This is a genomic window from Hyphobacterium sp. (genome assembly GCF_043584775.1).
Lineage (GTDB): Bacteria > Pseudomonadota > Alphaproteobacteria > Caulobacterales > Maricaulaceae > Hyphobacterium.
This window is the reverse complement of record NZ_CP121327.1, coordinates 1,325,962-1,350,600: the sequence shown is the minus strand read 5'-3', so window position 1 is coordinate 1,350,600 and position 24,639 is coordinate 1,325,962. Positions and strand designations below refer to the sequence as shown.

Here is a 24,639-nt window from a genome sequence, read left to right as displayed (position 1 = left end):
TGAAATGAACAAATCAATCTATCTTTTGGCGGCATCTGTGGCCGTCCTTGCCGCATCCCCGGCGCTGGCGCAAAGCCAGGATGTCTCCATGTCCGGCATAACAGTGGACTATTCGGGCGACGTCTCCGGCGATGGCGATTTTTCCGGAGCGACCGTGGATGTCAGCGGCTCGTTTGGCGGCGATCTGGAAGTGTCCGGTGCGTCCGTTGAAGCCGATGTTGAAGTCGGCGATGATCTGGAAATCAGCGGCGGTGCAGTCGATATCCGCGGCTCAGTCGGCGGCGATGCCGAAATCAGTGGTGGCGCCATTGATATCAATCTCACCGTAGCCGGCCGCAGCGATATTTCCGGCGGCGCCATTGATGTCTACTCCGGATCTGTTTTCACGGGCGATACCGAAATCTCGGTCGGTGCCATGGATTTTGGCGGTCATGCGATGTCCAGCCTGTCGATCCGGTTTGGCGATCTGGACTTTACCGGACGGGCCGACGCCGCCGTCGATTTTGAAGGCAATAACCGCGAGGGCATCTTCCGCCGCCGCGACCGCAGTGAAATCGAAATCTCTGGCGTGCTGAATGCCGGTGGCACGATCTGCGCTCACGAAGTCCGTTTCCGCGAGGGTGCCGAGGTCAATGGGCCGCTCACCGTCCACGCGGATGAGGAACCGGATTACGCGGCCGGATTCGACGCTTCCAATATCAGCTTTGTCATGCGCGAGCGCGAGCGTTGCCGCGACGACGACTAATCGCCGCCTTTGGCAAGCTTCTCGACCGCAACATAGTTGATCTTGCCAGTGCCCAGAACGGGGATCTCGGAAACCGGGATCACCCGTTTTGGAATCGATAGCTCGGCAATGCCGTGACTGCGGGCAAAGGCGACCATATCACTTCGCTCCGCATTCGCATATTCTGTCACGATTACAACCTGTTCGCCTTTCCGGGGGTCGGGCAGTGTGACAGCAGCATGCAGACAATCCGGCCAGAGTGACGTGGCGATATTTTCAACGACCGCCAGCGACACCATTTCTCCGCCGATCTTGGCAAAGCGCTTCTGGCGCCCACGGATCTGGACACAATCCTCTTCATCGAAGATGACAATATCGCCGGTATCGTGCCAGCCATCCTTGGGCGGATGGATCACGCCGGGCTGATCCGTAAATATATAGCCCTGCATGACATTCGGGCCCTTCACATGTAGGCGTCCACCGTCCTCGATGCCCTCAACCGGCTCCAGCCGGGCCGACATGCCGGGAATCATCCGTCCTACCGAGCCGGGCTTGTTTCTTTCGGGTTGATTGACCGCGATCACGGGGGACGCCTCAGTGGCCCCATAGCCTTCGAGTATCATCAGATCGAACTCGCGCCGCACCATCGTCCGCGTTTCATCTTTCACGCGCTCGGCCCCGCAGAGCACAAAGCGGAGGCTGTCAAAATCACCTTTCTCGGCAACGCGGGCATACTGGTTCAGGAAGGTATCGGTAGCAAAGAGCACGGTCGCCTTGGTCTTGCGCACCCGCTCCATAATGGTCTTGCCTTGCAACGGGCTGGGATGAAGTACGGCCGGAATGCCAACGAACAAGGGCAGGAGCAGGCCGCCGGTCAGGCCAAAACTGTGAAATGTTGGTAGCGAGTTGAAGACGATATCCGTCGGGTAGATATCGACATGCGCACGCGCCTGTTCGACATTGGCCACCAGGTTCTGATGGCTCAGCGCGACGCCTTTCGGATCACCTTCGGTACCGGAGGTAAAGAGAATGACGGCCGTATCGTCCGGACTGACGCGAGTGGCGACAAAATCGGGGAAAATGGGTCCCAGCAATGCCCGCACCTTGTCACCCAGCCCGATCGATTCCCGAACGTCTTCGAGGTAGATCATCTCGTGATCTTCAGCGAGTTGAAGCTCCAGTTCTTCCAGGCCGCCGAGCTCAATAAATTTGTGTGCCGTCACAATTTTCGTGGCCTCGGCCCCTCGGCAGGCGGCCTTGATGGCTTTTGGGCCGGCCGTGAAATTCAGCATGGCCGGGATGCGGCCATAGGCATTCAGGGCAAAAAAGGCGATGCCAGCCCCTGCACCGGTGGGCAGAAGGACGGCGACTTTCTCACCCTTCTCGGTCAACCGCGAAAGTGCGGATCCCAGTCCGAATGACGCTCTCAGTATTTCATTGTAATCAAATTTGCGGCCATCGGCATCGATGATGGCGACCGCCTTGCCGCCAACCTTGGACTTGGCGCGCATCATGGCCTGCAACACAGAACGCCGGGCGCGCGACAGCTTGAATGGAGCGCCCTCCAGTAACGGCCATGTCGACGGGTCTGACTCCGGCGTCTGATCACTGTCTGACGCTATGGGTACTGTACTGTCCGGGGTAATGTCAGCGGATGTGAGATCCGTTGCATCAGCCTCGGTCTCGGTGACGGCATCAAGCGCGTCGGCAGCCGGAATGTCAGACTCTCTGGCGTCATGATCGACAGCAGAATTTCTGTCCGCGGGTTTCCCGTCGGTCATTATAGTCTCCCCGTGTCACGCGTTTGCGCGTTTGTCATATCGTTGACGCAGACGTTAAGGGCACAAGACGTTCCTGAAAAGCCCGAAATTCCGTTCACTTGCCGCATTGCCAGTGGTTGAAGTGTCAAAGATTTATCGATTAACGAAAAATCGCTTTCATATCGAATTTCGATATGCTATGACGATTCCATCGCTGGGGAGCGTATTGGATCACGAAGAATGATCCTTCGAGTCTGGAGTTTTCGGGCATGAGAATTTTTCTTGCCGTGAGCGTGTCTTCTGGCGCTCTGATAATGGCCGGCTGCAGCAATAGCGCCGCCGCCACGATATACGTGGATAATGATCATCACGGCCGCTCAAACGGCGTGCATCAATTCGATCAGGATGGCGATGTCAGCCTGATGGGTAGTGACATGACGATTCGTGGCCGCATTGGCGGCGGTCTGTCGGTTGTTGGTTCTGATCTGGATGTTTCGGCAGAGATCGGCGAGGGCATGTCCCTGGTCGGCTCGGACGTCGTATTTGACGGTAGCGTTGGCCGCGACGCCAATATTGCGGGCAGCGATGTCGAGTGGTCCGGATCGGTCGGTGGTGATGTTGAGATCGCCGGTAGTGACGTCGAATGGAGCGGCTCGGCCGAAGGCAGCCTGTCGATTGCCGGTAGCGATATCGAAGTCGATGGCCGTATCGGCGATGATCTGGATATTGCGGGCAGCGATATTGATGTTTCGACCGGCAGCCGGATCGCCGGCGACCTCTCGATTGCCGGCAGTGATCTGAATGTTTTTGGTGAAATTGCCGGAGATGCCGATCTGGTCGGCAGTTCAATCGATATCGAGGGCCGCATTGACGGTGCCCTGATGGCCATTGCCTATTCCCGCCGCGGATGGAGCTGGTCATCTGACAACAGCCACCAGCGTATCCGTATTGATGGCGCTATTGGCGAAGGCAGCGCCGTTTGCGCCCGTCGTGTCACGATTGGCCGGGACGCCGTTCTGGCCAATGGCCTGGTGGTTTTCGCCGACGAAGCCCCGGTTTTCGAGAATGGCGCGTCACAAACAGGCGTGAGCTATGAGGAAATTGATGGCCGCGACTGCGACGACCTGCTGGAAACCTACAATCGCTAATCCCTATTCGCACCCAAACGTTACGCCGGGGGGCGAACGGAGGTAATGATGTTCATTCGATCACTTTTTCTGGCAGCAGGGCTGGCTGCAATGCTCGCTTCGGGCGCGGTTGCACAGACATTTGGCGGCCATGTCGAGTTCCGGGATGTCGATCGCGACGGCGACCTCAAGGTCATCGCGGGTTCGGCCGAAATTTCCGGCCGGATCGGAGAGGATTTCGCCGTCTTTGGTGGCAGCATCGAAGTTGATGTCGAAGTCGGCGGCGATATCCGCATTGCCGGCGGCAGCGTCATGGCGGAAGGCAGTGTAGCGGGCGATGGTGAATTTGCCGGTGGCTCTGTCGAGGTTGCGATGGATGTCGGCGGCGACGCCGAGTTCGCGGCCGGCTATGTCCGCTATGAAGGCGTGATCGAAGGCGATCTGGATACGGCGGTTGGCGTGCTCGAATTGCAAGAAGCGTCCACCGTCAACGGATCTGCAGATCTGACGGGTCAGACCATCACCCTCAGAGGCCGGATTCTCGGCAATCTGGATGCGCTCGCGGAAGAAGTCATTATCGCCGGCCGCATTGACGGTGATATCGACATTGAGGCCGAACATCTGGTGATCCAGCCTGGCGCGATCATCAATGGCCGTATTGAGTATTCCGGTCCAAATCCGGCAGAAGTGTCGTCAGACGCCGTCATGGCCAACGGGATTGAATACACCTTCCGTGAGCTCGATTTCGACTGGGACGGTGATCAGTTTGATGGCGTGGATATCGATTTCGATATTTTGCCTCCTGCCGAGGCCTTTGCGGTCGCAGGCGTCGGTTTCTCGCTCCTGCTGGGCCTTCTGGCGCTTCTGATGATGCCGCGCGGCGTTGCGCGTCTGAGCCGCAAATTCCGTCAACAGCCGCTGTTCGCGCCGCTGCTGGGTCTGCTTCTGCTTCCGACTGGCTGGATCATGCTGATGATGGCCGGCACCGTTCTGCTCGGCATTTCGATTGTCGGCATTGTCCTGATCCCCTTCTGGTGGGTGTTTGGGGTCTTCGTGATCCTGCTGGCCTATCCGCTAGGCGCGATCGCCGTGGGCGATCTGATCCTCGCGCGTACGGGCCGTAGTGATCCGGGCCTCGGACTTCGGCTGCTTGGAATGATGGTGATTCTCATTCTGGCTTCGGCACTTTGGGTGGTTCCGCTTCTGGCGGTCATTGCCGGTGCCATCCTGTCCTGGATTGGTCTGGGCGCTTGGGTTCTGGCGGCCTTTGGCAGCAAGGATAATGCGCAAGCAGCACCCCAGCCGTCTGCAGACGATGGTGCCGTGTGAACACAAATTGCGGGCGGCGCTTGAAGCCGCCCGCAACTAGCGCCATGTTGCGCCGCAATGGCCAATCTCATTGATACCCTTGCGGGCGAACAAAAGCCCCGGCACCCGGAAAAGCAGCATCGCCCGGATAACCCCGTTCTGCGCAAGCCGGACTGGATCCGTGTTAAAGCGCCGGTGGGTGGCGATTACGCGGAAACGCGAAAAGTCGTCAAAGACAACAATCTGATCACTGTGTGCGAAGAGGCGGGCTGCCCGAATATCGGCGAGTGCTGGACGCAGAAACACGCCACCTTCATGATCCTGGGCGACACCTGCACAAGGGCCTGTGCCTTCTGCAATGTGAAGACGGGCCTGCCGCAGGCCGTTGATTACGATGAAGCCAATCGTATTGGCGATGCTATTGTGAAAATGGGGCTCAAGCATGTCGTGATCACATCGGTGGACCGCGATGACCTCGAGGATGGCGGTGCCCAGCATTTTGTGGATGTCATCAACGCCATTCGCACGGCTTCGCCACAGACGACAATCGAAATCCTGACGCCGGATTTCCTGCGCAAGGATGGTGCGATCGACACCGTGATCGATGCCCGGCCGGACGTCTTCAATCACAATCTGGAAACAGTGCCGCGGCTCTATCTCTCGATACGCCCGGGGGCGCGCTATTATCACTCCCTGCGGCTGCTGGAGCGCGTCAAGGAACGCGATCCGGCACAATTCACCAAGTCCGGCCTGATGGTGGGTCTGGGTGAAAGCAAGGAAGAGGTGATGCAGGTCATGGACGATATGCGGTCGGCGGGGATCGATTTCCTGACCATCGGCCAGTATCTCCAACCCACGCGGAAACACGCCTCTGTTCAGCGCTTTGTCGAGCCGGCCGAGTTCAAGGCCTATGAAACCATCGCCCGCGCCAAAGGCTTCCTGATGGTATCGGCAACGCCGCTGACGCGGTCCAGCTATCATGCCGGAGACGATTTCGTGCGCCTCAGGGCCGCACGGGATGCTGCGCTTGCAGGCAGATGATTACCCGGCATTCGGAACGCTTGCGGGTGCATCATGCGCCATCCGACGTCTTTGAGCTGGTCTCCGATGTCGAGCGGTATCCCGAATTCATCTCCTATCTGACGACACTGCGCGTCCTCAGCCGTGAGACGACCGGAAACAGCAGCACTTTCATCGCGGAAGCGGTCGCACGATACAAATTTGCCCGGGAACGTTTCGTCACGCGCGTTGTGGCGGACCCGGCAACGCTTCGCGTATCGGTCAATCTGGTGGAAGGGCCCTTCCATGTTCTGCGCAATGTCTGGCAGATGTCGGAATGCGAGGATGGATCAACTGCCATCGATTTTGAGCTGGAATTCCAGTTCAACAATATGGTTCTGGACATGCTGGTCCGCGCCAACAAACAGCGTGCCGTTCAAATGATGATCGGTCTGTTTGTGTCTGAAGCCGACCGCCGGTATCCGATCATCGGCAATGCCGGATAGGTCAGTCTAGCTGCGCTCAACGCCGGACAGAAGCAAGACCAGCGCCTGCCGGACGGCGGCCTGACGCACATTATCCCGTCCGATATCACCCAAACTCATCTCCAGCGTTTCAATCAGACCGCGGGAGGTTGCCAAGCCAAACCAGACAAGGCCGGCGGGCTTGAAATCGCTGCCGCCAGGCCCGGCAATGCCGGTGATGGAAACGGCAATGTCCGCACCGGATTCTGACAAAGCGCCCAGCGCCATTTCCCGGGCCACAGGTTCCGAAACCGCTCCAAATTCGGCGATGAGGTCGGGATCAACACCCAAACTGTCGATTTTCGCGGCGTTCGAATAGGTTATATAGCCACGATCAAACGCATCCGAAGAACCTGGCACACGCGTGATCGCGCCGCCGACAAGTCCGCCGGTGCAGCTTTCAGCGGTCGCCAGACGAAGATTTCCCGATCTCGCGGCTTCGACCAGACGGATCGCAAGGGCTGAAATTTCGGCTTCGAGATCATTCATAACGTTTCACCGTGACAATGGCGTGTGCCGCAATGCCTTCACTGCGACCGGCAAACCCCAACCCTTCCGTCGTGGTCGCCTTGATATTCACGGACCCTGGGCGCAGTCCGAGCATATCCGCGATCCGCGCCTTCATGACGTCGCGATGCGGCCCGATTTTGGGCTTTTCACATATGAGCGTGATGTCTGCATGGACCGGTAGGGCTCCGGCGTCACGCGCCAATGCAACCGCATGATCGACAAAGGCTGAGGAGGCGGCCCCTTTCCATTGAGGATCAGAGGGCGGAAAGTGCTGGCCAATATCTCCCGCTCCGATGGCTCCGAGCAGGGCATCAACGAGCGCGTGCAGACCCACATCCGCATCTGAATGGCCAATCAGCTCGAACGGGCAGGGGATATTGACCCCGCAAAGCCAGACACCATCGCCCGGCCCCAGCCGGTGCACGTCATATCCTGTTCCGCTGACAGTGATCATCTGTTCATGGGAGGCGGGCATCTGGAAATCCTCGGCGAAGGTCAGCTTGATATTGGCAGGGTCACCGTCAACGATCTGCACCGCCATGCCATCAGAACGCGCAAGACTGGCCTCGTCAGGATAGGAAATTCCGGCATCGGCGCCATCAAATGCTGTCATCAGGCACTCGAAATGGAACGCCTGCGGTGTTTGCACACGCACGAGGGTATCGCGATCTATGCCCGCCGCAATGTGATCGCCATCCCGGCTAAACATCGCATCGGTCATCGGCAGGCCCGGCACGGCGGCCACGCCGTGGTCCAGCGCGTTGCACAGACGCTCGATGAGAACGCACGAAACAAAGGGACGTGCCGCATCATGAACAAGGACATGATCCGGCCGCTCGGCATTCAAGGCTAGCAAGCCATTGCGTACGGACTGACTGCGGGTTTCGCCGCCATAACAACAGGATGCTGAGAATTCCTGATTCGCTGCGTTGAACAGGTCCTGATCATCCGGGTGGATCACAACCATGATCGTGTCGATCCGCGGATGCTGATGAAACGCTCTCAGAGTGCGGCTGAGAACCGGCTCGCCATCAAGGTCACGATACTGTTTCGGCAACCCGCCGCCCGCCCGGTGTCCACGCCCGGCAGCAACAATCAAGGCAGCAGTTTTCGGGGGTAACACGGCGGCTCTCGGTCCCGGCTTGCGATTCAGAAGCCTCCTCTATAGGTTCCGCCAACTTTTTAGGCCAGCCGCGAAGCACTCGATAGATGATTCAGATCGGTCCCCACCAGATTGATGCGCGCGCCATGCTGGCGCCGATGTCTGGCGTGACGGATTTGCCGTTCAGAGCGCAGGCGCGGGCCTTTGGCGCGTCACTGGTCGTCAGCGAAATGGTGGCCAGCGAGGAATTGGTGACCGGCGGCAAGCAGGCCTGGGAAAAGGCGGCCATGGATGATGGTTCGGGCCTGAAAATCCTCCAGCTCGCCGGGCGGGAAGCGAGATGGATGTATGAGGCCGCGAGGATCGCCGAAGGCGAGGGCGCCGACATTATCGACATCAATATGGGGTGCCCGGCCCGGAAGGTGACCAATGGCCTGTCCGGTTCCGCCCTGATGCGCGATCTGGATCATGCCATGAGCCTGATCGAGGCCACCCTGTCCGCCGTGAAGGTGCCGGTCACGCTGAAAATGCGCCTTGGGTGGGATCATGACAGCCTGAACGCGGCGGAACTCGCGTCCCGGGCCGAGGCGGCCGGCGTCAAGATGGTGACGGTGCATGGCCGCACCCGGCAACAATTCTACAAGGGTCAGGCCGACTGGAGGCGCGTAGGAGACGTCACCTCCGCCGTGTCTATCCCGGTTGTGGTGAATGGGGACATAATCGACATCGAAACCGCCCGCTCGGCGCTCGCTCAGTCAGGGGCAGATCTCGTCATGATCGGGCGCGCGGCGGAGGGACGGCCCTGGTTGGTAGCAGAGCTGGACGCCGCACTCGCGGATAAGCCACAGAGCATTTCCATCTCCGAGAAATTATCCGCCATTCAACAGCAACTCGATCAGTCCCTGTCTTTCTATGGAGATCATATCGGCCTGCGCATGATGCGAAAGCATCTTGCAGCCTTTGTGGGTTGCGAATTTGGCGGCCAACCCGGATTGCGCAAAAATCTCTGTCAGACAAACGATCCTGCATCCGTGTTTGAATGTCTGAATCGGCTTGAAGGGGCGGGAAATATCGCGGCCTGATCCGGATGTGTCCAGAACGACACAAGGGCGTTGATTTTCAGCAACAACTCAACGAAACTCCGGCAAATGTCGGCTGAGAACAGCGATCCTTCTACCTCGGTTCTACCAGAAACCGTCAACTTGCCGCGCGCTGTCGTCGCTGCGCTCTGGGCGGGTGTGGCACTGGCCACAGCAATCATCATCCTTGCGGCCTTTGTCCTGATTTTCGGGGATGATCAGACCTTTCCCGGTCGCCGCAATCTCGTCTACCTGCTGCTGGCCAACCTCGTCATCCTGAGCGGACTGGCCGGACTGGTCGGCTTTCGGGTAGCGCGCCGTTTTGCTGGACGTAAATATGGAGAGCCGGCACCGAGACTGCATCTTCGCTTCATCGCCATGTTCTCGCTCGCGGCAGCCGCGCCTGCCATTCTGATGGCGCTGTTTCTGGGCGGCATCCTGACACGCGGCGTGGAGTACTGGTTCGGCGAACGGGTGAATACGCTGGTGGAATCCGCCGCGGACACGGCCGCCGTCATCGTCGAGCAGCAATCCCAGCAGGCGCTGAGCGAAATTCAGCTGATGGCGTTTGATATCAGTGGCGCCGAACCGGTCGCCGCTTTCTCTCAGGATCCGGAAACCTACACCTCCTATTTCCGGCGCCAGACGATCGTTCGCGGCTTTCAGTCGGCCTATCTGGTTGATAGCAATGGCGATATTCTGGCGCGAGCGGAGGATTCCGGATCGCCGGCCTATATCAGCCCCTCTGACCGGCTGTATCAGCTGGCGCGGGATGGCGATCTTGGCGTTTCCGATCCGGAACAGACCTCCGGAACCGAGCCGGCTTTGCGCGGGCTATTGCTGCTCCCGGCATATGAGGACGCCTTTTTGTACGTGACGCTGGATGTCGATCTCTCTCTGTTATTGAGGGCCCAAGCCGCATTGGATGATTACCGGTCTGCGACACAAAGCGAGGCGGAAACGCGGCTGGTCTTCGTGCTCGTTTATCTGGAGACGGCTTTCCTCATTCTGCTCGGCGCGATCTGGCTGGCACTATCCGCCGCCACCCGCGTTGTGCGGCCCGTTGCAGAACTCGTGCGGGCAGCAGAACAGGTGCGGCAGGGCAATCTGGATACCCGTGTCGACGTCAAACGCGACGATGATGAGATCGCCACTCTGGGCCGGGCTTTCAACCGCATGACTCGGCAGCTCCGCGGGCAGCGCCGTGAACTGGTGATGGCTCACAGCCAGTCGGAAAACCGGCGGGCCTTCACCGAAGCGGTATTGTCCGGGATCAGTGCGGGCGTCATCCGGATTGATGACCAGGATCGCATCACGCTGGCAAATCGGCCGGCTTGTGACCTTCTTGGCCGCGATGAAGACGCCCTGGTCGGCGAAAAACTGGCCGTTGTGTCTCCGGAGCTCGAAAGCGTCGCCATACAGGCGCGCCAACGGCCGGGCGATATTGCCAGTTCACAAATTGAACTTTCAGAGGATGAAGAGCGCCCGATCAGCCTGAATGTGCGCGCCGGACTGGATCCGGATGCCGGTTTGATTCTGACATTCGATGATGTCAGCCGGCTGGTCGCTGCCCAGCGGAGCGCTGCTTGGGGGGACGTGGCCCGCCGCATCGCCCATGAGATCAAGAACCCGCTCACCCCGATCCAGCTGTCTGCCGAACGCCTGCAGCGCCGCTATCGCAAGCAGGTGGCAGAAGAGGATGTCGAGACATTCGACAAATGCGTCTCGACCATTGTTCGTCAGGTGAGTGATATCGGCCGAATGGTCGATGAATTCTCATCCTTTGCCCGCATGCCACAGCCCAAAATCGAACCGGTGGGGATGACCGAGTTGATCCAGAACGTGGTCTTCGCTCAACGCGTCGCAAGCCCGTCTGTGGCCATCGAATTCACCCATCCCGACAATGATGTGCTGGCCGATTGCGATGAACGGCTGGCCGCGCAGGCGCTCACGAATATCGTTAAGAACGCAGCCGAGAGTGTTACAGCCCGGATCGATTCCATGGCTGGCACCAAACAGGCCGGACGTATCCAGCTGACCCTCGAGACCGCCGATGGATTCGCGGAAATTACCATTCAGGACAATGGTCTGGGCTGGCCCCTGGCCAACCGGGAACGCCTGACCGAGCCGTATATGACGACGCGCGAAAAAGGCACCGGGCTTGGCCTCGCCATTGTGAAACGCGTGATGGAAGACCATCGCGGCCGGCTGGAACTTGACCAGCCGGTCGACGGTATCGGCGCGATTGTACGCATGAAATTCCCGGTATCGGACCAGAATGGCCCGGATATCGCTTTGAAATCAGAAAATGCCCAGGTGTGAGACATGGCGAACGACATCCTCATCGTAGATGATGAAGAAGATATCCGCGATCTGGTGGCCGGATTGCTTGAAGACGAAGGCTATCAGGCCCGCGAAGCGGCCAATGCCGATGATGCGCTGGCGGCCATTCGCACGCGCAAGCCGTCACTGGTGATCCTCGACGTCTGGCTGCAAGGTAGCCGGCTGGACGGCATCGAATTGCTTGGCGAAATGAAAAAAGTCGATCCGGAATTGCCCGTGATCGTCATTTCGGGCCACGGCACAATCGAGACCGCAGTCGCGGCGATCCGCAAGGGCGCCTATGACTTTATCGAAAAGCCATTCAAGAGCGACAAGCTCATCCTGACAATCGAACGGGCCATGGAAGCCAGCCAGCTTCGCCGGGAGAATGCCGAACTTCGGGCGAGGGGACCGGGCGAACCGGAACTGGTTGGCAAATCCGGACCGATCTCCCAGCTGCGGCAGATGATCGACCGCGTCGGTCCCACCAATAGCCGGGTTTTGATCACTGGCCCTGCCGGAAGCGGTAAGGAAGTCGTGGCCCGTCTGATCCATGCGAAGTCACCACGCGCCAAAGCGCCCTTCATTGCGGTCAATGCGGCGGGCATGGAGCCTGACCGTGTCGAGGAGGAGCTGTTCGGATCTGAGACAGATCAGGGTCTGGTCTCCCAGATTGGGCTTCTGGAACGCGCGCACGGCGGAACACTATTCTTCGATGAAATCGGCGACATGCCGGTAGCCACGCAAAACAAGCTGTTGCGAATGCTGGTTGATTCCAGTTTCCGCCGGCTCGGCGGCGGTGCCGATGTCAAAATCAATGTGCGTGTCATTTCATCGTCCTCGCGCAATCTGCGCGACCACATCTCGGCCGGGTTGTTTCGTGAGGATCTGTATCACCGCCTGGCGGTGGTGCCGGTTGATGTTCCCGGATTGTCAGAGCGGCGGGAAGACATCCCGCTTCTGGTGGAGCATTTTCTGTCGCGGATCACCAGCTATTCCGGGCTTACGAAACGCGCCATCGGCGACGATGCCATGGCGGCGCTTCAGGCGCATGACTGGCCCGGAAATGTCCGCCAGCTCCGCAATAATGTGGAGCGCCTCCTGATTCTGAGCTCCGGCAATGAAGACGGACCGATTACGCTTGATTCGCTGCCGTCCGAAGTCGCCGGTCGTGAGACCGATGATAGCGGCTTTGATGCCGAGCGCATGATTGCTCTGCCGCTTCGAGATGCGCGTGAGAAATTCGAGCGGGAATACCTGAAATCACAGATAAACCGCTTTGGTGGTAATATTTCCCGGACCGCCGCCTTTATCGGCATGGAACGCTCGGCCTTGCATCGCAAGCTGAAGTCTTTAGGGGTAAATACCTCTGAGGCCCGCTCTGACGGCGAGCTCACCGAGGAATAAGGATTAGACGCCATGAAGGCTGTCGTTTGTGGGGCCGGGCGCGTTGGATATGGCATTGCCAAAGCGCTTTCCCGTGAAGGCAATGCGGTCACCGTTGTCGACTGGTCGCAGGAATTGATCTCGCAGATCACGACGGACCTCGATGTCCGCGGGATTGTCGGGCATGGCTCCCACCCTGAAGCGCTCGAACGGGCAGGGGCGGCCGATGCCGAGCTGATAGTGGCCGTCACGCATTCCGACGAGACCAATATGGTCGCCTGTCAGGTGGCCCATTCGCTTTTCAAGACACCGATGCGGATTGCCCGGGTCAGAGCGCAGGCTTATCTGGATCCGGCCTGGCGCGGCCTGTTTTCAACCGGCAATCTGCCGATTGACGTGGTGATCTCACCGGAACTGGAAGTCGGACGCGCAATCCTCCAGCGGGTCGAAACGCCGGGCGCTTTTTCAACTGCGCTGTTTGCCGGCGGGCGGGTTCAGTTGCTCGGCATTCGCATGGATGAAGAAAGCCCCGTGGCGGGCTCCTCGATCGAACAGATCCGCGAGATTTTCCCGGATCTGCGTTTGTCGCTCTGCGGAGTGAATCGCGACGGCAAGCTCTTTATCCCCACCGTGGCTGACCCATTGCTAGCGGAAGACGAAATCTATATTTCCATCGAGCCCTCCATGCTGGAGCGGGCGCTGCAGATTTTCGGCCAGAAGACCGACAAGGTGCGACGGGTCGTTATCATCGGTGCGGGCAATATCGGGGTATATGTCGCTCAGGCACTCGAACGTATCGGCCGGGTCAAAGTGCGCCTTATCGAGGCCGACAAGAAGCGCGCCGAAATAGCGGCAGATCAGCTCAAGAAAACCGTCGTCCTGCACGGCGACGGCCTGACACCGGATATGCTGCGCGAAGCGGGAGCGGACCGTGCCGAGCTCGTCGTTTGCGTAACCAATGATGACAAGGTGAACCTGCTGACATCAGTGATGGCAAAGCGCGAAGGGGCCGGCCGTTCTATCTGCCTGGTGAACGAGCAAGCCTTTGAATCGCTTCGTGAACCTCTGGAAGTGGATGCCTTTATCGACCCGCGAACGACAACCGTTTCCACCATTCTCCAGCATATCCGCCGGGGCCGCATCACCGGGCTTCAATCCATTGCAGGCGGTCTGGCCGAAGCGCTCGAAGGCGTCATCCTCGCAACCTCGCCCCTTCTTGGAAAATCCATCGATGATCTGGAACTGCCCGACAATGTAACCATTGGGGCGCTGGTGCAGGCCGGAAAAATCTACATGCCGGGCGAGGGGGCTGTGGTGAAGGAAGGCGATCGTATGCTTCTGTTTGCGGAATCCGCCGCCGTTTCGAAAGTCGAACGCCTGTTCCGCGTCAGCCTGGATTATTTCTAGGCTACAATGCGCTCCCTCGGATTCCTCAGGCCACTGGGTCAGACATGGACCGCACTGGCGATTGCCATCTTCCTGATCGCTCTCATGACATTGATGACCCAGTCATGGTTGGCCGCCAGAGCCTTTCTGATCACGGCAGCAATGCTGGGATTTGCCGGCGGCCTGATCTGGTCGGCGTCGGCCGGAGTCAAGCTGGTGGCGAGGGCGGTCGAGGCTTCGGCCTATGTGATGGTGCTCTGGATACTCACGCCGATATTCCTGATCGTTCCCTTTCTGCTGTTATCGCCGGATCTGACTTATCTCGAAGCGCTCTTTGAGGCCTACTCGGCGTTTACAACAACCGGCGCGATCCTGATCGCGCCTGAAAACATTCCCGACACGCTGATTTTCTGGCGCTGTGTGCTCAGCTTCATCGGCGGGTATCTTACGCTCCTGACGGCTGCGGGTGTATTGGCGGCTTTTGACAAGGCCGGCCTCGAATTGCGCAAATCGATCCTGCTGACCGTGAGCAAGGAGAACATATTCTCCAACCTGCATGTCGCGGCCAAGCGGATTGCGCTCATCTATGGTGGACTGACCGCCATCGGCTTTCTGTTGCTTCTGGCATCCGGAGTTCCCGCATTCGAGGCCCTGTGTCTCGCTTTTTCTGGCATTTCAACGGGTGGATATACGGTGTCTTCCGGCGCGCTGGAGGGACAAGTCAACGGATTGGCGATCGCAATCATTGCCGGTCTGACCTTTATCGGCGCAAGCAATATTGCGTACCTGAGGAATCTGGCATCGCGTCGTGAAGTCCGGATGGATATCGAACCCCTGGCGATGATCGCCACCATCGCCGCCCTGGCGCTCCTGTTTTTTATCGGCACGTCGCATGATGCGGGCCCGCATCACGTGATTGCCGACGCCATATTCGTCGTTTCGACCGCAGGCTTTACGGTGTCCAATTCTGCAGGGCATGTCCCGCTGGCCGCCGTGCTCGCAGCAATGATTGGCGGCGCAGTGGCGTCGACGGCAGGCGGCCTGAAGATATCGAGGCTGGTTATTCTGTCGCGCACGGCCCTTGTTGAATTGGCCCGTATGGCGCATCCGTCCGGCATTGTGTCCGTCAAATACCGGGGACGCACGACAGAAAATCCGGCCATGCTGGCGCTCTGGACAACCGTGCTTGGATATATCGGCCTTGTCGCCATCGGCGTGGTCCTTCTGGCCCTTTCCGGGGAGCCCTTCGAAGGGGCGTGGAGCGCCGCCGCGACGGCTATTGCCAATGCCGGACCTTTGCATGATCAATTATCACCCAGCCATGCCTGGGCTGATTTATCGCCGGTATCGCTCGGGATCACCGTCCTGCTCATGGTGCTGGGCCGGTTGGAGGTTCTGGCAGGTCTGGCGGCCATCGCGTCGCTTTTCAGAAGGTTCTGAGTTCCATGTCACGCATTGCCTACGTCAATGGACAATATGTTCCGCATCGTCATGCCCGCATCCACATTGAAGACCGTGGCAACCAGTTCGCGGACGCGGTCTACGAAGTCTGGGGCGTTCGTGATGGCGCACTGATGGATTTTGACGGACATATGACCCGTCTGGCGCGGTCACTGGGAGAGTTGAAAATCCGCCGGCCCATGTCGGATGCCGCGCTGAGTGCGGTGATCAACCGGATGGTGGAGATTAATCATATCCGCAATGGTCTGATTTATCTGCAGGTATCGCGCGGGCAAGCCAGACGCGACCATGTTTTTCCGCCCGCAAAGACCCGGCCGGGTATCATGATTACGGCCAAGTCTCTCAATGCGATCAAGTCCGAAGCCCGGGCGCAGAAAGGCATTGGCGTTATTACCCGGCCCGATATTCGCTGGGGGCGCCGCGACATCAAATCTGTTTCCTTGTTGCCGAATGTCCTCGCCAAACAGGCTGCCGCCGAGGCTGGAGCAGGGGAGTGCTGGCTCGTGGATCCCCAGGGCTTCGTGACAGAGGCCTCCTCCTCCAACGCCTGGATTGTGACGAAAGACGATGTGCTGGTAACCCGCGCGGCCAGTCAGGACATATTGAATGGAATCACCCGGCGAACGCTCTTTGCGCTGGCGGAAAACGCCGGCCTGCGAACCGAGGAACGCGCCTTCACGGTGGAGGAGGCTCAATCGGCTCGCGAAGCGTTTGTCACATCGGCATCGGCATTTGTGACGCCCGTCGTGGAAATTGACGGAAAACCGGTCGGAAATGGCCATGCGGGAAGCTTTTCCTTGCAGCTTCGCGCGACTTATGTTGCAACTGCGAACGAACGGGCTCGCAAGCGGGCGCCGAGGCCGTCGGTCTGGCTGGTTGCGCAGCGGGGCGAACGCCTTGTAAATTAGACTTTCGGTTCGAGAAAAAGAACAAGAATAATTGGAGCAGGCCAATGTCGGGCGAACGTAAAAGCAATAATCTGCAAGATGTCTTCCTCAATTCCGTGCGGAAGACCAAAACCCCGTTGACCATTTTTCTGGTTAATGGCGTCAAGCTCCAGGGTGTTGTGACCTGGTTTGATAATTTCTGCCTGCTGCTCCGCCGCGATGGCCAGTCGCAACTTGTCTACAAGCATGCGATTTCGACGATCATGCCTTCCGCGCCGGTCAGCCTGTTTGAGGCTGAGCAGGACGATGAGGACAGTGAAGATTGATCGAAACCGAAACGCCCGCTGACAAGGCTATCGTTATTCGCGCCCGATTGGGCGTCGAGGATCCCGAAGAAACCGCACGTCTGGAAGAAGCCACAGGTCTTGCCGAAGCGCTGGGGCTGGATGTGATTGAATCCACATTTGCGCCGGTTCGCAAGATTGATCCCGGCCGGTTCTTCGGACGCGGCAAACTGGATGAAATCGGCGATCATATTCGTGAGATTGGCGCCAGCGTGGCCATCGTGGACGCCGCCCTGTCACCCGTACAGCAACGCAATCTGGAAAAGGCCTGGAAGGTCAAGGTGGTCGACCGTACGGGCCTGATCCTTGAAATATTCGGGCTTCGCGCGCGGACCAAGGAAGGCCGGCTTCAGGTCGAGCTTGCGCGATTGGCTTATGAACGATCGCGCCTGGTCCGGACCTGGACCCACCTGGAACGTCAGCGTGGCGGGCAGGGCTTTATGGGTGGTCCGGGGGAAACCCAGATCGAGGCCGACCGCCGTATTCTCGCAGACAAGATGGGGCGGTTGCGTCGCGAACTCGAAGAGGTGCGCCGCACGCGGGCTTTGCACCGTAAATCCCGGCAGGTCGCCCCTTATCCCATGGTCGCCATCGTTGGTTACACCAATGCGGGAAAGTCGACCCTGTTCAACAAGATTACCGGCGCTGGCGTCTTCGCCAAGGACATGCCGTTCGCGACGCTGGACACGACCATTCGTGGCTTCAAGACGCCGGCCGGCACGCAACTCCTCCTGTCAGACACGGTGGGATTCATCACCGATCTGCCCACGGAACTCGTGGCGGCCTTCCGCGCGACGCTGGAGGAGGTGAGAGAGGCTGACATTATCATCCACGTGCTGGATGTGTCGGCGGTCGATTTCGAAACCCGCCGCCGCGAGGTTGAAGCCATCCTCGACGCCATTGATGCCGGGAGCGAACACGATCAGCCGGTGATCGAGGTCTTCAACAAGATCGACCTCTGGCAAAACGATCAGGAGCTGGACCCTGACAGTCTCGCCGACTTGCCACGCAAGAGCGAGGATTCGCTCTGCGCCATATCGTTATCCGCCCAAACGGGAGAGGGCATTGATCGCCTTCTGCACGCGATTGACCGCGCCATGGCGGACAAATCTGTGGTTCTGGCCGTCAAGGCGGGCGTGAAGGACCAGCGCGCGCTGGCCTGGTTACACCAGCACGGCGCTGTCCTGTCGGAATCGGTAGACGATCAGGGCGTCACGACGGCCCATGCGCGATTATCGCCGGAAGAGGCGGGACGGTTTGCCTCCCAGTTTCCCGAGCTCGCGCCGAATTTCGAGGACGCCAACTAGCGGTTTTCGTGGCCTTTGGCTTCGTTCCAGAGCGCTTCCATATCCTCAAGGCAGGTCTCGCGAATATCGCGGCCCTGGGATTTCAATGTCGTTTCGATAAACCGGAACCGGCGTTCGAACTTGGCATTGGCCCGCCGCAAAGCAGCTTCACTATCAACTTTGGAATTCCGCGCCAAATTCGTACAAACAAACAGTAAATCACCGATCTCATCTTCGATCTTGTCGGCCTCGTCCAGATCGATGGCTTCGCGTACCTCGGCCAGCTCTTCATCGACTTTTTCAAGCACCCGCGCGGCATCCGGCCAGTCAAAACCCACGGTGGCGGCGCGCTTCTGGAGCTTCTGGGCGCGTTTCAGTCCGGGCAGGGCGAGGGGAACATCGTCCAGCAAGCCGTCAGAACCGGTTTTCTCCTTGCGCTCGGCCGCTTTCAGATTCTCCCAGTCAAGGGTTTGGGCTTCGGCATTGGCGTAGGATTTATCTCCGAATACATGGGGGTGACGGCTCACCATCTTGTCGGAAATGGCATTCGCAACGTCATCCAGATCAAATAATCCGGCTTCCTCGGCCATACGGGCGTGAAAGACGACCTGTAGCAATAGATCTCCCAACTCATTCTTCAATTCTGCCATATCGCCGCGGCGGATAGCATCATCAACCTCATAGGCTTCTTCGATCGTATAGGGGGCGACGGTTTCGAACGTTTGCTCGATATCCCAGGGGCAGCCGCTATCGGGATCGCGCAGGCGCTCCATAATGCTGCGAAGACGTTGGAGTGGAGTTTCGTGTTCCATCATGGTTGGCCCATCTTCATATCACAATATAACGCATAATGTATATTATGAGGCATAATATATGTTATTTGGATCATTGAGGAATATCCTCACGAACCAGTCTTTCGGATGCAAAGGCCATCATAAGCTGGCGTAACCCCTTCCGGCAATTTTTTGGCCAGAACATCGTAATCAAGATCAACATGAAGGTTGGTGAGAATGCCCTGTCCCGCACCAGCCTGTTCAAGCCAGGCCAGTGCATCGCTGACGCTGGCATGTGTGGGATGCGGCGTCTCTCGCAGCGCATCGACAATCCACACCGGTACATTGCGGAAAATTTCGAACGCCGGCTCCGGTACGGCGCTGACATCCGGCGAGTATGCAAACGGTCCACATCGGAAGCCGGCCGCGATAATTCCGCCATGCTGCAGCCGCGCCATGCGAATTGGCATGCCACCGCCGGGTCCATCTATGTGAAAAACCTGGCCTTCGGATGGAATATCTCTGGCCTCGAGGATCGACGGATATGGCGAACCGGGCCTGGAGTCGAAGACATATTTGAAACGCGATGTGAGACTGGCGGCCGTTTCCGGAATCATCCAGACCGGCATCCGCTTTCGCGCGCGCAGCACATAGGGCCGCAAATCATCAATCCCGTGGGTCTGGTCGGCATGGTCATGCGTATAGATGACTGCATCCAGCCGCTTCACGCCTGCCGATATCATCTGTTCACGAAAGTCCGGAGACGTATCAATGACTGAAATCGTGCGGCTTCCTGTTTCAAATAGTGCTTGTGTTTCAGCGTATTCAATCAGAATGCTACAGCGCCGCCGCCGGTTCTTCGGATTGTCGGGATCACAAGCGCCCCAGTCTCCATCCGGGCGCGGCACACCGCCGGATGAACCGCACCCCAATATCGTCACCTGCCAGACCGCCGCATCGGTCATGCCGGGCGTTCCGCTTTGGAAAACAGCCGGAAGAAGGCATCCGTCGTGCGCCTTTCACCTTCTTCTTTGGTCCAGCCGAGCGTGTCGCAAACCCCGGACAGTACATCCGGCAGGAAGGACGGCTCATTCCGGCGCCCGCGATGCGGCATTGGCGCAAGATAGGGACAATCGGTCTCGATTATCACCCGGTCCGCCGGGATATGATCCCGAAAAACGCTGCGAACGTCATCCGCCTTCTTGAAGGTGATGATACCGGACGCCGCAAAATACGCTCCGAGTGCGGCGCCGCGCCGCGCGAGCTCCGGTCCACCGGTATAGCAATGCAACAAGGCGCGGAAGGCGCCCTTCCCCATTTCCTCTTCGAGCAGATCCGCCATTTCCGTATCGGCCTCTCGTGTATGCAGGATCAGCGGCAGATCGGTCCGCCGCGCCGCCTCGATATGGGTGCGCAGGCTCTGAAACTGATCGTCTCGCGGGCTGTAGCCATAATGAAAATCCAGCCCGGTTTCGCCAATACCGATCACTTTGGGGTGCGCTGCGATCTCGATCAGCTCGTCAGCGGTGATATCGGGCCGGTCCTTGGCGTGGTGCGGGTGTGCGCCAATCGTGCACCAGATATCATCATGGGCCTCTGCGATGGCAGAAACCTCTTCAAAATCAGACAGCCGGCAGCAAATCGCGATCATACCGCTGACGCCGGCCGAGCGCGCACGATCCAGCACCTCCGGGAGGTCCTCGGCGAACGTCTCACCGTGCAAATTAGTATGACTATCGATCAGCATATTCAGACACGACTGGCGCGCGCGGCGCTTTCCATATGAGCAAAGGCTGCCAAAGCCGCCTGCTTGGCATCGAGATAAACGCCCTCTGCTTCCGATTCCAGCCCCTGTATCGCCTTCCAGGCATCCAGCCAGGGCTCTGGCGCATTACCGTTTTCGGCGGCTTCCTTGGCCAGCCGCGCCGCATTGCGGGTCAGCGAGGCATAAAGATGGGGACGCAGGGATTCGCCGGCTTTTGTAGCGACCTTTGATGCCAATCGCCGCGATGCGCGCGTATCCCAATTGGGTAAGCGCCGCAAAAGGTCACGCACATCCTTTTCAAGACCTACAGCGCCGGACTGAAGCAGCGCCAGCGCCCGACCCGGCGCGCCACCGGCCAGCTCTGACGCGGCGGCCGCTTCGTCTGCCGAAATCCCGTGCGCCGCGACCAGCCAGTCCCGTGTTGCTTCAATCGACGGCGCCCTCAGATCCAGCTGCCGGCAGCGCGACCGGATGGTCGGCAAGAGACGTCCGGGTGAATGTGTGACCAGCAATAGCAATCCCTGTTTGGGTGGCTCTTCCAGTGTCTTGAGCAAGCCATTGGCGGCATTGCGATTAAATTCGTCCATGGAATCGACGATAACGATCCGCCAACCGTCTTCCCCGCCGCTGCGCGAAAAGAAGTCCGGAACGCGGCGCACTTCATCAATGGTGACTTCACCGCGCCAGCGCTTGCGCTTGTCATCCCAGGGCCGGCGAATGGTCAGAAGATTGGGATGGGCCTGCGCCCTCACCTTTTGCCGGGCGCTGTCGGTATTACTCGATCCGGAAAGCAGCGACAGGGCGGCTTTGTAGGCAAAACTGGCTTTGCCGACGCCCTTTGGCCCGGTGATCATCCAGGCATGATGCAGGCGACCGGATTGCCGAGCGGAATCGAACTGCGCCATGGCAGCGTCATGACCGAAGAGCTGGTCAATCTCGCGCGGCGGCGCACATCCGGCTTCGCAATCGGGTTCAAGATCCGGACTAGTCATCGTTCAACCGCTCCAGCACAGCCTTCAATGCGGCTTCTGCGACGTCGGCGGGATCATCCTCGCCATTCAGCGTCACAAAGCGATCCGGTTCTTCGGCGGCCAATTGGTGAAAACAGGCCCGCAAACGCTCGTGGAAAGCCAGCGCTTTGGATTCAAACCGGACCTCCAGGCCCAGACGGTCGCGGGTCCGGTGCAGACCGGTTTCCGGGGCAATATCCACCAGCAAGGTCAGGGCGGGTTGAAAATCATTCAGGGCCAGCCGGTGCAAGGCTTTCAACCGATCCAGCGCGATCCCGCCCGCTGCCCCCTGATAGGCCATGGTGGAGTCCGCAAACCGGTCTGAAATCACGATCGCGCCGCGGGCCATGGCGGGCTGGATGACTTTTTCAACGTGATCGACACGGGCGGCGTAAAACAGCAAGGCCTCGGTCATGGCCGACCAGCGTTCAGTGTCGCCCTTGACCAGCAGGGCGCGAATTTCCTCGGCCCCCGGCGTGCCCCCGGGCTCCCGCGTCAGGACAACTTCCCGCCCCCGGCGGATCAGTGTGGATTGCAAGGCCCGCGCGAGTGTGGACTTGCCGGCCCCCTCACCGCCTTCCAGAGTGACGAATAGTCCCTTTGGCATCAATTGGCGCCAAACAGACTGCCCAGGCCAGCGAGCGCCCGACCGACCATGCCCTGCTTGGCGACATCCGCGGCCGCTTCCAGATCATAGCTGCGGGTTTCAATGCCCGGGCCGGACACCTCCAGCCTGGCCACCACATCGCCCTCGGCAATCGGCGCGGCAAGCGGGCCTGAATAGACGACTTCCGCACGCACATCATCGCGTGACCGCGTATGGACACCGACGCGAACATCCTGTGTCAGGCGCAGGGAGACCGTGTCTGCCTGCCCCAGAAACACGTCTGCTTCGCCGACAATTACGCCGGAATCTGCCAGATCCACGACCTCGAAATCGGCCAGCGCCACGCGCATCAGGCGTTCGCCCTCACTGGCGCGGGCACGTTCGCTTTCCATACCGTTATAAACGACAATCCGGCGTGTACCGTCGCGCACTCCCGAGGCGACCAGGCCATAGCCGCTTTCCTGCGTATGGCCGGTTTTCAGGCCATCGACCTCGTCCATGGTCGCCAGCAAAGGATTGCGATTGAACTGGCGGATCCCGTTATAGGTAAATTCCCGTTCGGCGAAAATCTCATAGAGATCAGCATGATCGCGGATAAGGATTGCGGCCAGACGCGCCAGATCGGCCGCGCTGATCACCTGTTCCGGATGCGGCCAACCGGTCGAATTGGCGAAACTTGCACTCGTCAGTCCCAATTCATGCGCGCGCGTGGTCATGTCCGCCGCAAAGGCGGTCTCCGACCCGGACAGTGCTTCAGCCAGAACGATGCAGGCATCATTGCCGGACTGGATGATAATCCCGCGCAGCAAGTCCTCGACCCGCACGCGGGAATTGATCTCCAGAAACATGGTGGAGGAACCGGACGCGGCCCCACCGGTGCGCCAGGCATGTTCGGAAACCGGCAATTCGTCATCCAGAGACAGAGCGCCGCGATCGATGGCTTCGAAGGCCATCAGCAACGTCATCAGCTTCGACATGGAGGCCGGCGGCATCGGCTCTTTGCCATTGTGATTGAAGAGGATTTCACCGGTATCGTAATCAAGGATTACGGCATGGCTGGCAGTGGTCTGAAAATCCTGTGCCTGCGCCAGGGGCGCAAAACAGAGCAGGCAGAAAAAAATGAATGCGCGCACGAGCATTTCTCCATCGCGGAATCAGACAGCCGGTTGATTGCCCTGATTGAAACGCGATGCCGCTCTGGCCGCAAGCCTGCTGTCAGTTCAGCGCCACAACCCGTGCATCATAGACCCCGTAACGGGTCAGGTCGCGGCTGAGGGAATCAGCTTCCGAGCGGGGCAGATCATCGCCCACATAAACACGATAGATACGCCGTCCGGCCGAGCGGACATCCTCAATCCGGACATCCCCTGCAGCCGCCAGACGCCGGCGCATGGCTTCCGCGTTTTCGCGTTCGGAGAAGGCCCCCGCCTGGACGCGATACCGGGCGCCAGGATCGTTTGAAGCGTAAATGCGCGAAGGCGCAATTGTTCCCGCCGGGGCAACTCCGTCCGGTGGTCCCAGATACCGAACCCGGACACGGGCCAGTCCTTGCGACAGGAAGCCAAGCTCAATCGCCGCAGCGCGACTGACATCCAGAATACGATCATCGGCAAACGGCCCGCGATCATTCAGGCGCAGTATCGCCGTGCGGCCATTCTCCAGATTGGTCACCTCGATCATCGCCGGGATCGGCAAGGTCGTATGCGCCGCAGACAGCGCATTCTGGTCAAAAATCTCGCCATTTGCGGTCGGAAGTCCATGGAAATTGGGTCCATACCAGGACGAAACGCCAATCTCGTCATAATCATCATCGCGGGCCGGCACATAGGTACGGCCAGCGATGGTATAGGGACGTCCGATTTTCTGCTCGCCGCTGCTGCCGCCATTCCAGGCACTGGCGCCGCTTCCGGAATTCGTGGTTCCGGAGGATGTGGACCGGCCGGGCGGCGATGAAATATCAATGCCGCGAACAATGTAGGATGCGGGCGATGATGAACACGCGCTCAACACCGCCGAACAGACCATGGCCGCAATCACAACCGAAGACCTGGCTGAAAACCCCACAGCACTTCTCCTGCGCCTGTAAAACAGGTGGGATTTGTACCGGAAAGGAATGAAACAAGTGTAAGCATAAGCCGGTTGCCTTTTACCAGCCTCCCCAGCTAAGAGAAACCATCATCTGCGGAGGGGTGGCAGAGTGGTCGATTGCGGCGGTCTTGAAAACCGTTGAGCCGCGAGGTTCCGGGGGTTCGAATCCCTCCCCCTCCGCCAGAGATACA

General features: G+C 59.1%; 23 protein-coding genes and 1 tRNA gene. 14 read left to right on the top strand and 10 right to left on the bottom strand.

Annotated features, from left to right (window positions below; translation table 11 throughout):
- Positions 1 to 4 precede the first annotated feature (4 nt).
- Positions 5 to 745 carry a hypothetical protein gene (locus tag P0D52_RS06655; protein WP_394694637.1) on the top strand — a complete coding sequence of 247 codons (741 nt, stop codon included), beginning with the start codon at positions 5 to 7 and terminating at the stop codon, positions 743 to 745.
- On the opposite strand, the gene P0D52_RS06650 is transcribed toward P0D52_RS06655, so the two are convergent.
- Positions 742 to 2,505, bottom strand: a complete 1,764-nt coding sequence (locus tag P0D52_RS06650) for an AMP-binding protein (RefSeq protein WP_394694636.1) — start codon at positions 2,503 to 2,505, stop codon at positions 742 to 744. The two genes, P0D52_RS06655 and P0D52_RS06650, sit on opposite strands and share 4 nt — an antisense overlap.
- Positions 2,506 to 2,753: 248 nt before the next feature.
- On the opposite strand from P0D52_RS06650, the gene P0D52_RS06645 reads away from it, so the two are divergent.
- Genes P0D52_RS06645 through P0D52_RS06630 form a run of 4 tightly spaced genes read left to right on the top strand, consistent with a single transcriptional unit; the run spans position 2,754 to position 6,424 of the window.
- Positions 2,754 to 3,632 (top strand): hypothetical protein, encoded by an 879-nt coding sequence (locus P0D52_RS06645; protein WP_394694635.1) that lies wholly within the window; start codon positions 2,754 to 2,756, stop codon positions 3,630 to 3,632.
- A gap of 45 nt (positions 3,633 to 3,677) precedes the next feature.
- The gene (locus P0D52_RS06640; RefSeq protein ID WP_394694634.1) at positions 3,678 to 4,940 is read left to right on the top strand and encodes a polymer-forming cytoskeletal protein; all 1,263 of its coding nucleotides are present in this window, start codon (positions 3,678 to 3,680) and stop codon (positions 4,938 to 4,940) included.
- Positions 4,941 to 4,997: 57 nt separating this feature from the next.
- The gene (gene lipA, locus P0D52_RS06635) at positions 4,998 to 5,960 is read left to right on the top strand and encodes a lipoyl synthase (protein ID WP_394694633.1); all 963 of its coding nucleotides are present in this window, start codon (positions 4,998 to 5,000) and stop codon (positions 5,958 to 5,960) included.
- Positions 5,957 to 6,424, top strand: coding sequence for a type II toxin-antitoxin system RatA family toxin (locus P0D52_RS06630; RefSeq protein WP_394694632.1), 468 nt, complete (start codon positions 5,957 to 5,959; stop codon positions 6,422 to 6,424). The genes lipA and P0D52_RS06630 overlap by 4 nt, the downstream gene beginning before the upstream one ends.
- A gap of 6 nt (positions 6,425 to 6,430) precedes the next feature.
- Here P0D52_RS06630 and P0D52_RS06625 read toward each other — a convergent pair whose 3' ends face one another.
- Positions 6,431 to 6,931 carry a CinA family protein gene (locus P0D52_RS06625; protein WP_394694631.1) on the bottom strand — a complete coding sequence of 167 codons (501 nt, stop codon included), beginning with the start codon at positions 6,929 to 6,931 and terminating at the stop codon, positions 6,431 to 6,433.
- Positions 6,924 to 8,051: a bifunctional 2-C-methyl-D-erythritol 4-phosphate cytidylyltransferase/2-C-methyl-D-erythritol 2,4-cyclodiphosphate synthase gene (locus P0D52_RS06620; protein ID WP_394694630.1), complete on the bottom strand. Its 1,128-nt coding sequence runs from the start codon at positions 8,049 to 8,051 to the stop codon at positions 6,924 to 6,926. The genes P0D52_RS06625 and P0D52_RS06620 overlap by 8 nt, the downstream gene beginning before the upstream one ends.
- A 110-nt stretch (positions 8,052 to 8,161) precedes the next feature.
- Between P0D52_RS06620 and dusB the strand changes: the two genes are divergently transcribed.
- The 8 genes from dusB (at position 8,162) to hflX (ending at position 18,226) form a co-directional block, all read left to right on the top strand.
- Positions 8,162 to 9,136 carry a tRNA dihydrouridine synthase DusB gene (dusB, locus tag P0D52_RS06615; RefSeq protein WP_394694629.1) on the top strand — a complete coding sequence of 325 codons (975 nt, stop codon included), beginning with the start codon at positions 8,162 to 8,164 and terminating at the stop codon, positions 9,134 to 9,136.
- A gap of 120 nt (positions 9,137 to 9,256) precedes the next feature.
- Complete coding sequence (locus tag P0D52_RS06610; protein ID WP_394694628.1) at positions 9,257 to 11,455, top strand: ATP-binding protein; 2,199 nt, start codon at positions 9,257 to 9,259, stop codon at positions 11,453 to 11,455.
- Positions 11,456 to 11,458: 3 nt separating this feature from the next.
- Positions 11,459 to 12,862, top strand: coding sequence for a sigma-54-dependent transcriptional regulator (locus P0D52_RS06605; protein ID WP_394694627.1), 1,404 nt, complete (start codon positions 11,459 to 11,461; stop codon positions 12,860 to 12,862).
- Between the two features lie 12 nt (positions 12,863 to 12,874).
- Positions 12,875 to 14,248, top strand: coding sequence for a Trk system potassium transporter TrkA (gene trkA / locus P0D52_RS06600; RefSeq protein WP_394694626.1), 1,374 nt, complete (start codon positions 12,875 to 12,877; stop codon positions 14,246 to 14,248).
- A 6-nt stretch (positions 14,249 to 14,254) separates the two neighbouring features.
- Complete coding sequence (locus P0D52_RS06595; RefSeq protein ID WP_394694625.1) at positions 14,255 to 15,667, top strand: potassium transporter TrkG; 1,413 nt, start codon at positions 14,255 to 14,257, stop codon at positions 15,665 to 15,667.
- A gap of 5 nt (positions 15,668 to 15,672) precedes the next feature.
- Positions 15,673 to 16,596: a D-amino-acid transaminase gene (locus tag P0D52_RS06590; RefSeq protein ID WP_394694624.1), complete on the top strand. Its 924-nt coding sequence runs from the start codon at positions 15,673 to 15,675 to the stop codon at positions 16,594 to 16,596.
- 44 nt (positions 16,597 to 16,640) lie between these two features.
- On the top strand, positions 16,641 to 16,901 hold the full coding sequence (gene hfq / locus P0D52_RS06585; RefSeq protein ID WP_109260329.1) for an RNA chaperone Hfq: 261 nt from the start codon (positions 16,641 to 16,643) through the stop codon (positions 16,899 to 16,901).
- Positions 16,898 to 18,226 carry a GTPase HflX gene (hflX, locus tag P0D52_RS06580; RefSeq protein WP_394694623.1) on the top strand — a complete coding sequence of 443 codons (1,329 nt, stop codon included), beginning with the start codon at positions 16,898 to 16,900 and terminating at the stop codon, positions 18,224 to 18,226. The genes hfq and hflX overlap by 4 nt, the downstream gene beginning before the upstream one ends.
- Here the strand turns inward: hflX and mazG are convergent.
- The 7 genes from mazG to P0D52_RS06545 form a co-directional block, all read right to left on the bottom strand.
- Positions 18,223 to 19,020, bottom strand: a complete 798-nt coding sequence (mazG, locus tag P0D52_RS06575; protein ID WP_394694622.1) for a nucleoside triphosphate pyrophosphohydrolase — start codon at positions 19,018 to 19,020, stop codon at positions 18,223 to 18,225. The two genes, hflX and mazG, sit on opposite strands and share 4 nt — an antisense overlap.
- An 86-nt stretch (positions 19,021 to 19,106) precedes the next feature.
- Positions 19,107 to 19,943 carry an MBL fold metallo-hydrolase gene (locus P0D52_RS06570; RefSeq protein WP_394694621.1) on the bottom strand — a complete coding sequence of 279 codons (837 nt, stop codon included), beginning with the start codon at positions 19,941 to 19,943 and terminating at the stop codon, positions 19,107 to 19,109.
- Positions 19,940 to 20,725, bottom strand: a complete 786-nt coding sequence (locus tag P0D52_RS06565; protein WP_394694620.1) for a TatD family hydrolase — start codon at positions 20,723 to 20,725, stop codon at positions 19,940 to 19,942. The genes P0D52_RS06570 and P0D52_RS06565 overlap by 4 nt, the downstream gene beginning before the upstream one ends.
- Before the next feature lie 2 nt (positions 20,726 to 20,727).
- A complete protein-coding gene (locus P0D52_RS06560; RefSeq protein WP_394694619.1) occupies positions 20,728 to 21,735 on the bottom strand; it encodes a DNA polymerase III subunit delta' in 1,008 nt (335 codons plus the stop codon).
- A complete protein-coding gene (gene tmk, locus P0D52_RS06555) occupies positions 21,728 to 22,360 on the bottom strand; it encodes a dTMP kinase (RefSeq protein WP_394694618.1) in 633 nt (210 codons plus the stop codon). Before tmk ends, P0D52_RS06560 begins: the two co-directional genes overlap by 8 nt.
- Complete coding sequence (locus P0D52_RS06550) at positions 22,360 to 23,499, bottom strand: D-alanyl-D-alanine carboxypeptidase family protein (protein ID WP_394694617.1); 1,140 nt, start codon at positions 23,497 to 23,499, stop codon at positions 22,360 to 22,362. Before P0D52_RS06550 ends, tmk begins: the two co-directional genes overlap by 1 nt.
- Positions 23,500 to 23,575: 76 nt before the next feature.
- The gene (locus tag P0D52_RS06545; protein ID WP_394694616.1) at positions 23,576 to 24,424 is read right to left on the bottom strand and encodes a septal ring lytic transglycosylase RlpA family protein; all 849 of its coding nucleotides are present in this window, start codon (positions 24,422 to 24,424) and stop codon (positions 23,576 to 23,578) included.
- A gap of 119 nt (positions 24,425 to 24,543) precedes the next feature.
- On the opposite strand from P0D52_RS06545, the gene P0D52_RS06540 reads away from it, so the two are divergent.
- Positions 24,544 to 24,631, top strand: a tRNA-Ser gene (locus P0D52_RS06540).
- The last annotated feature ends 8 nt before the right edge of the window (positions 24,632 to 24,639 follow it).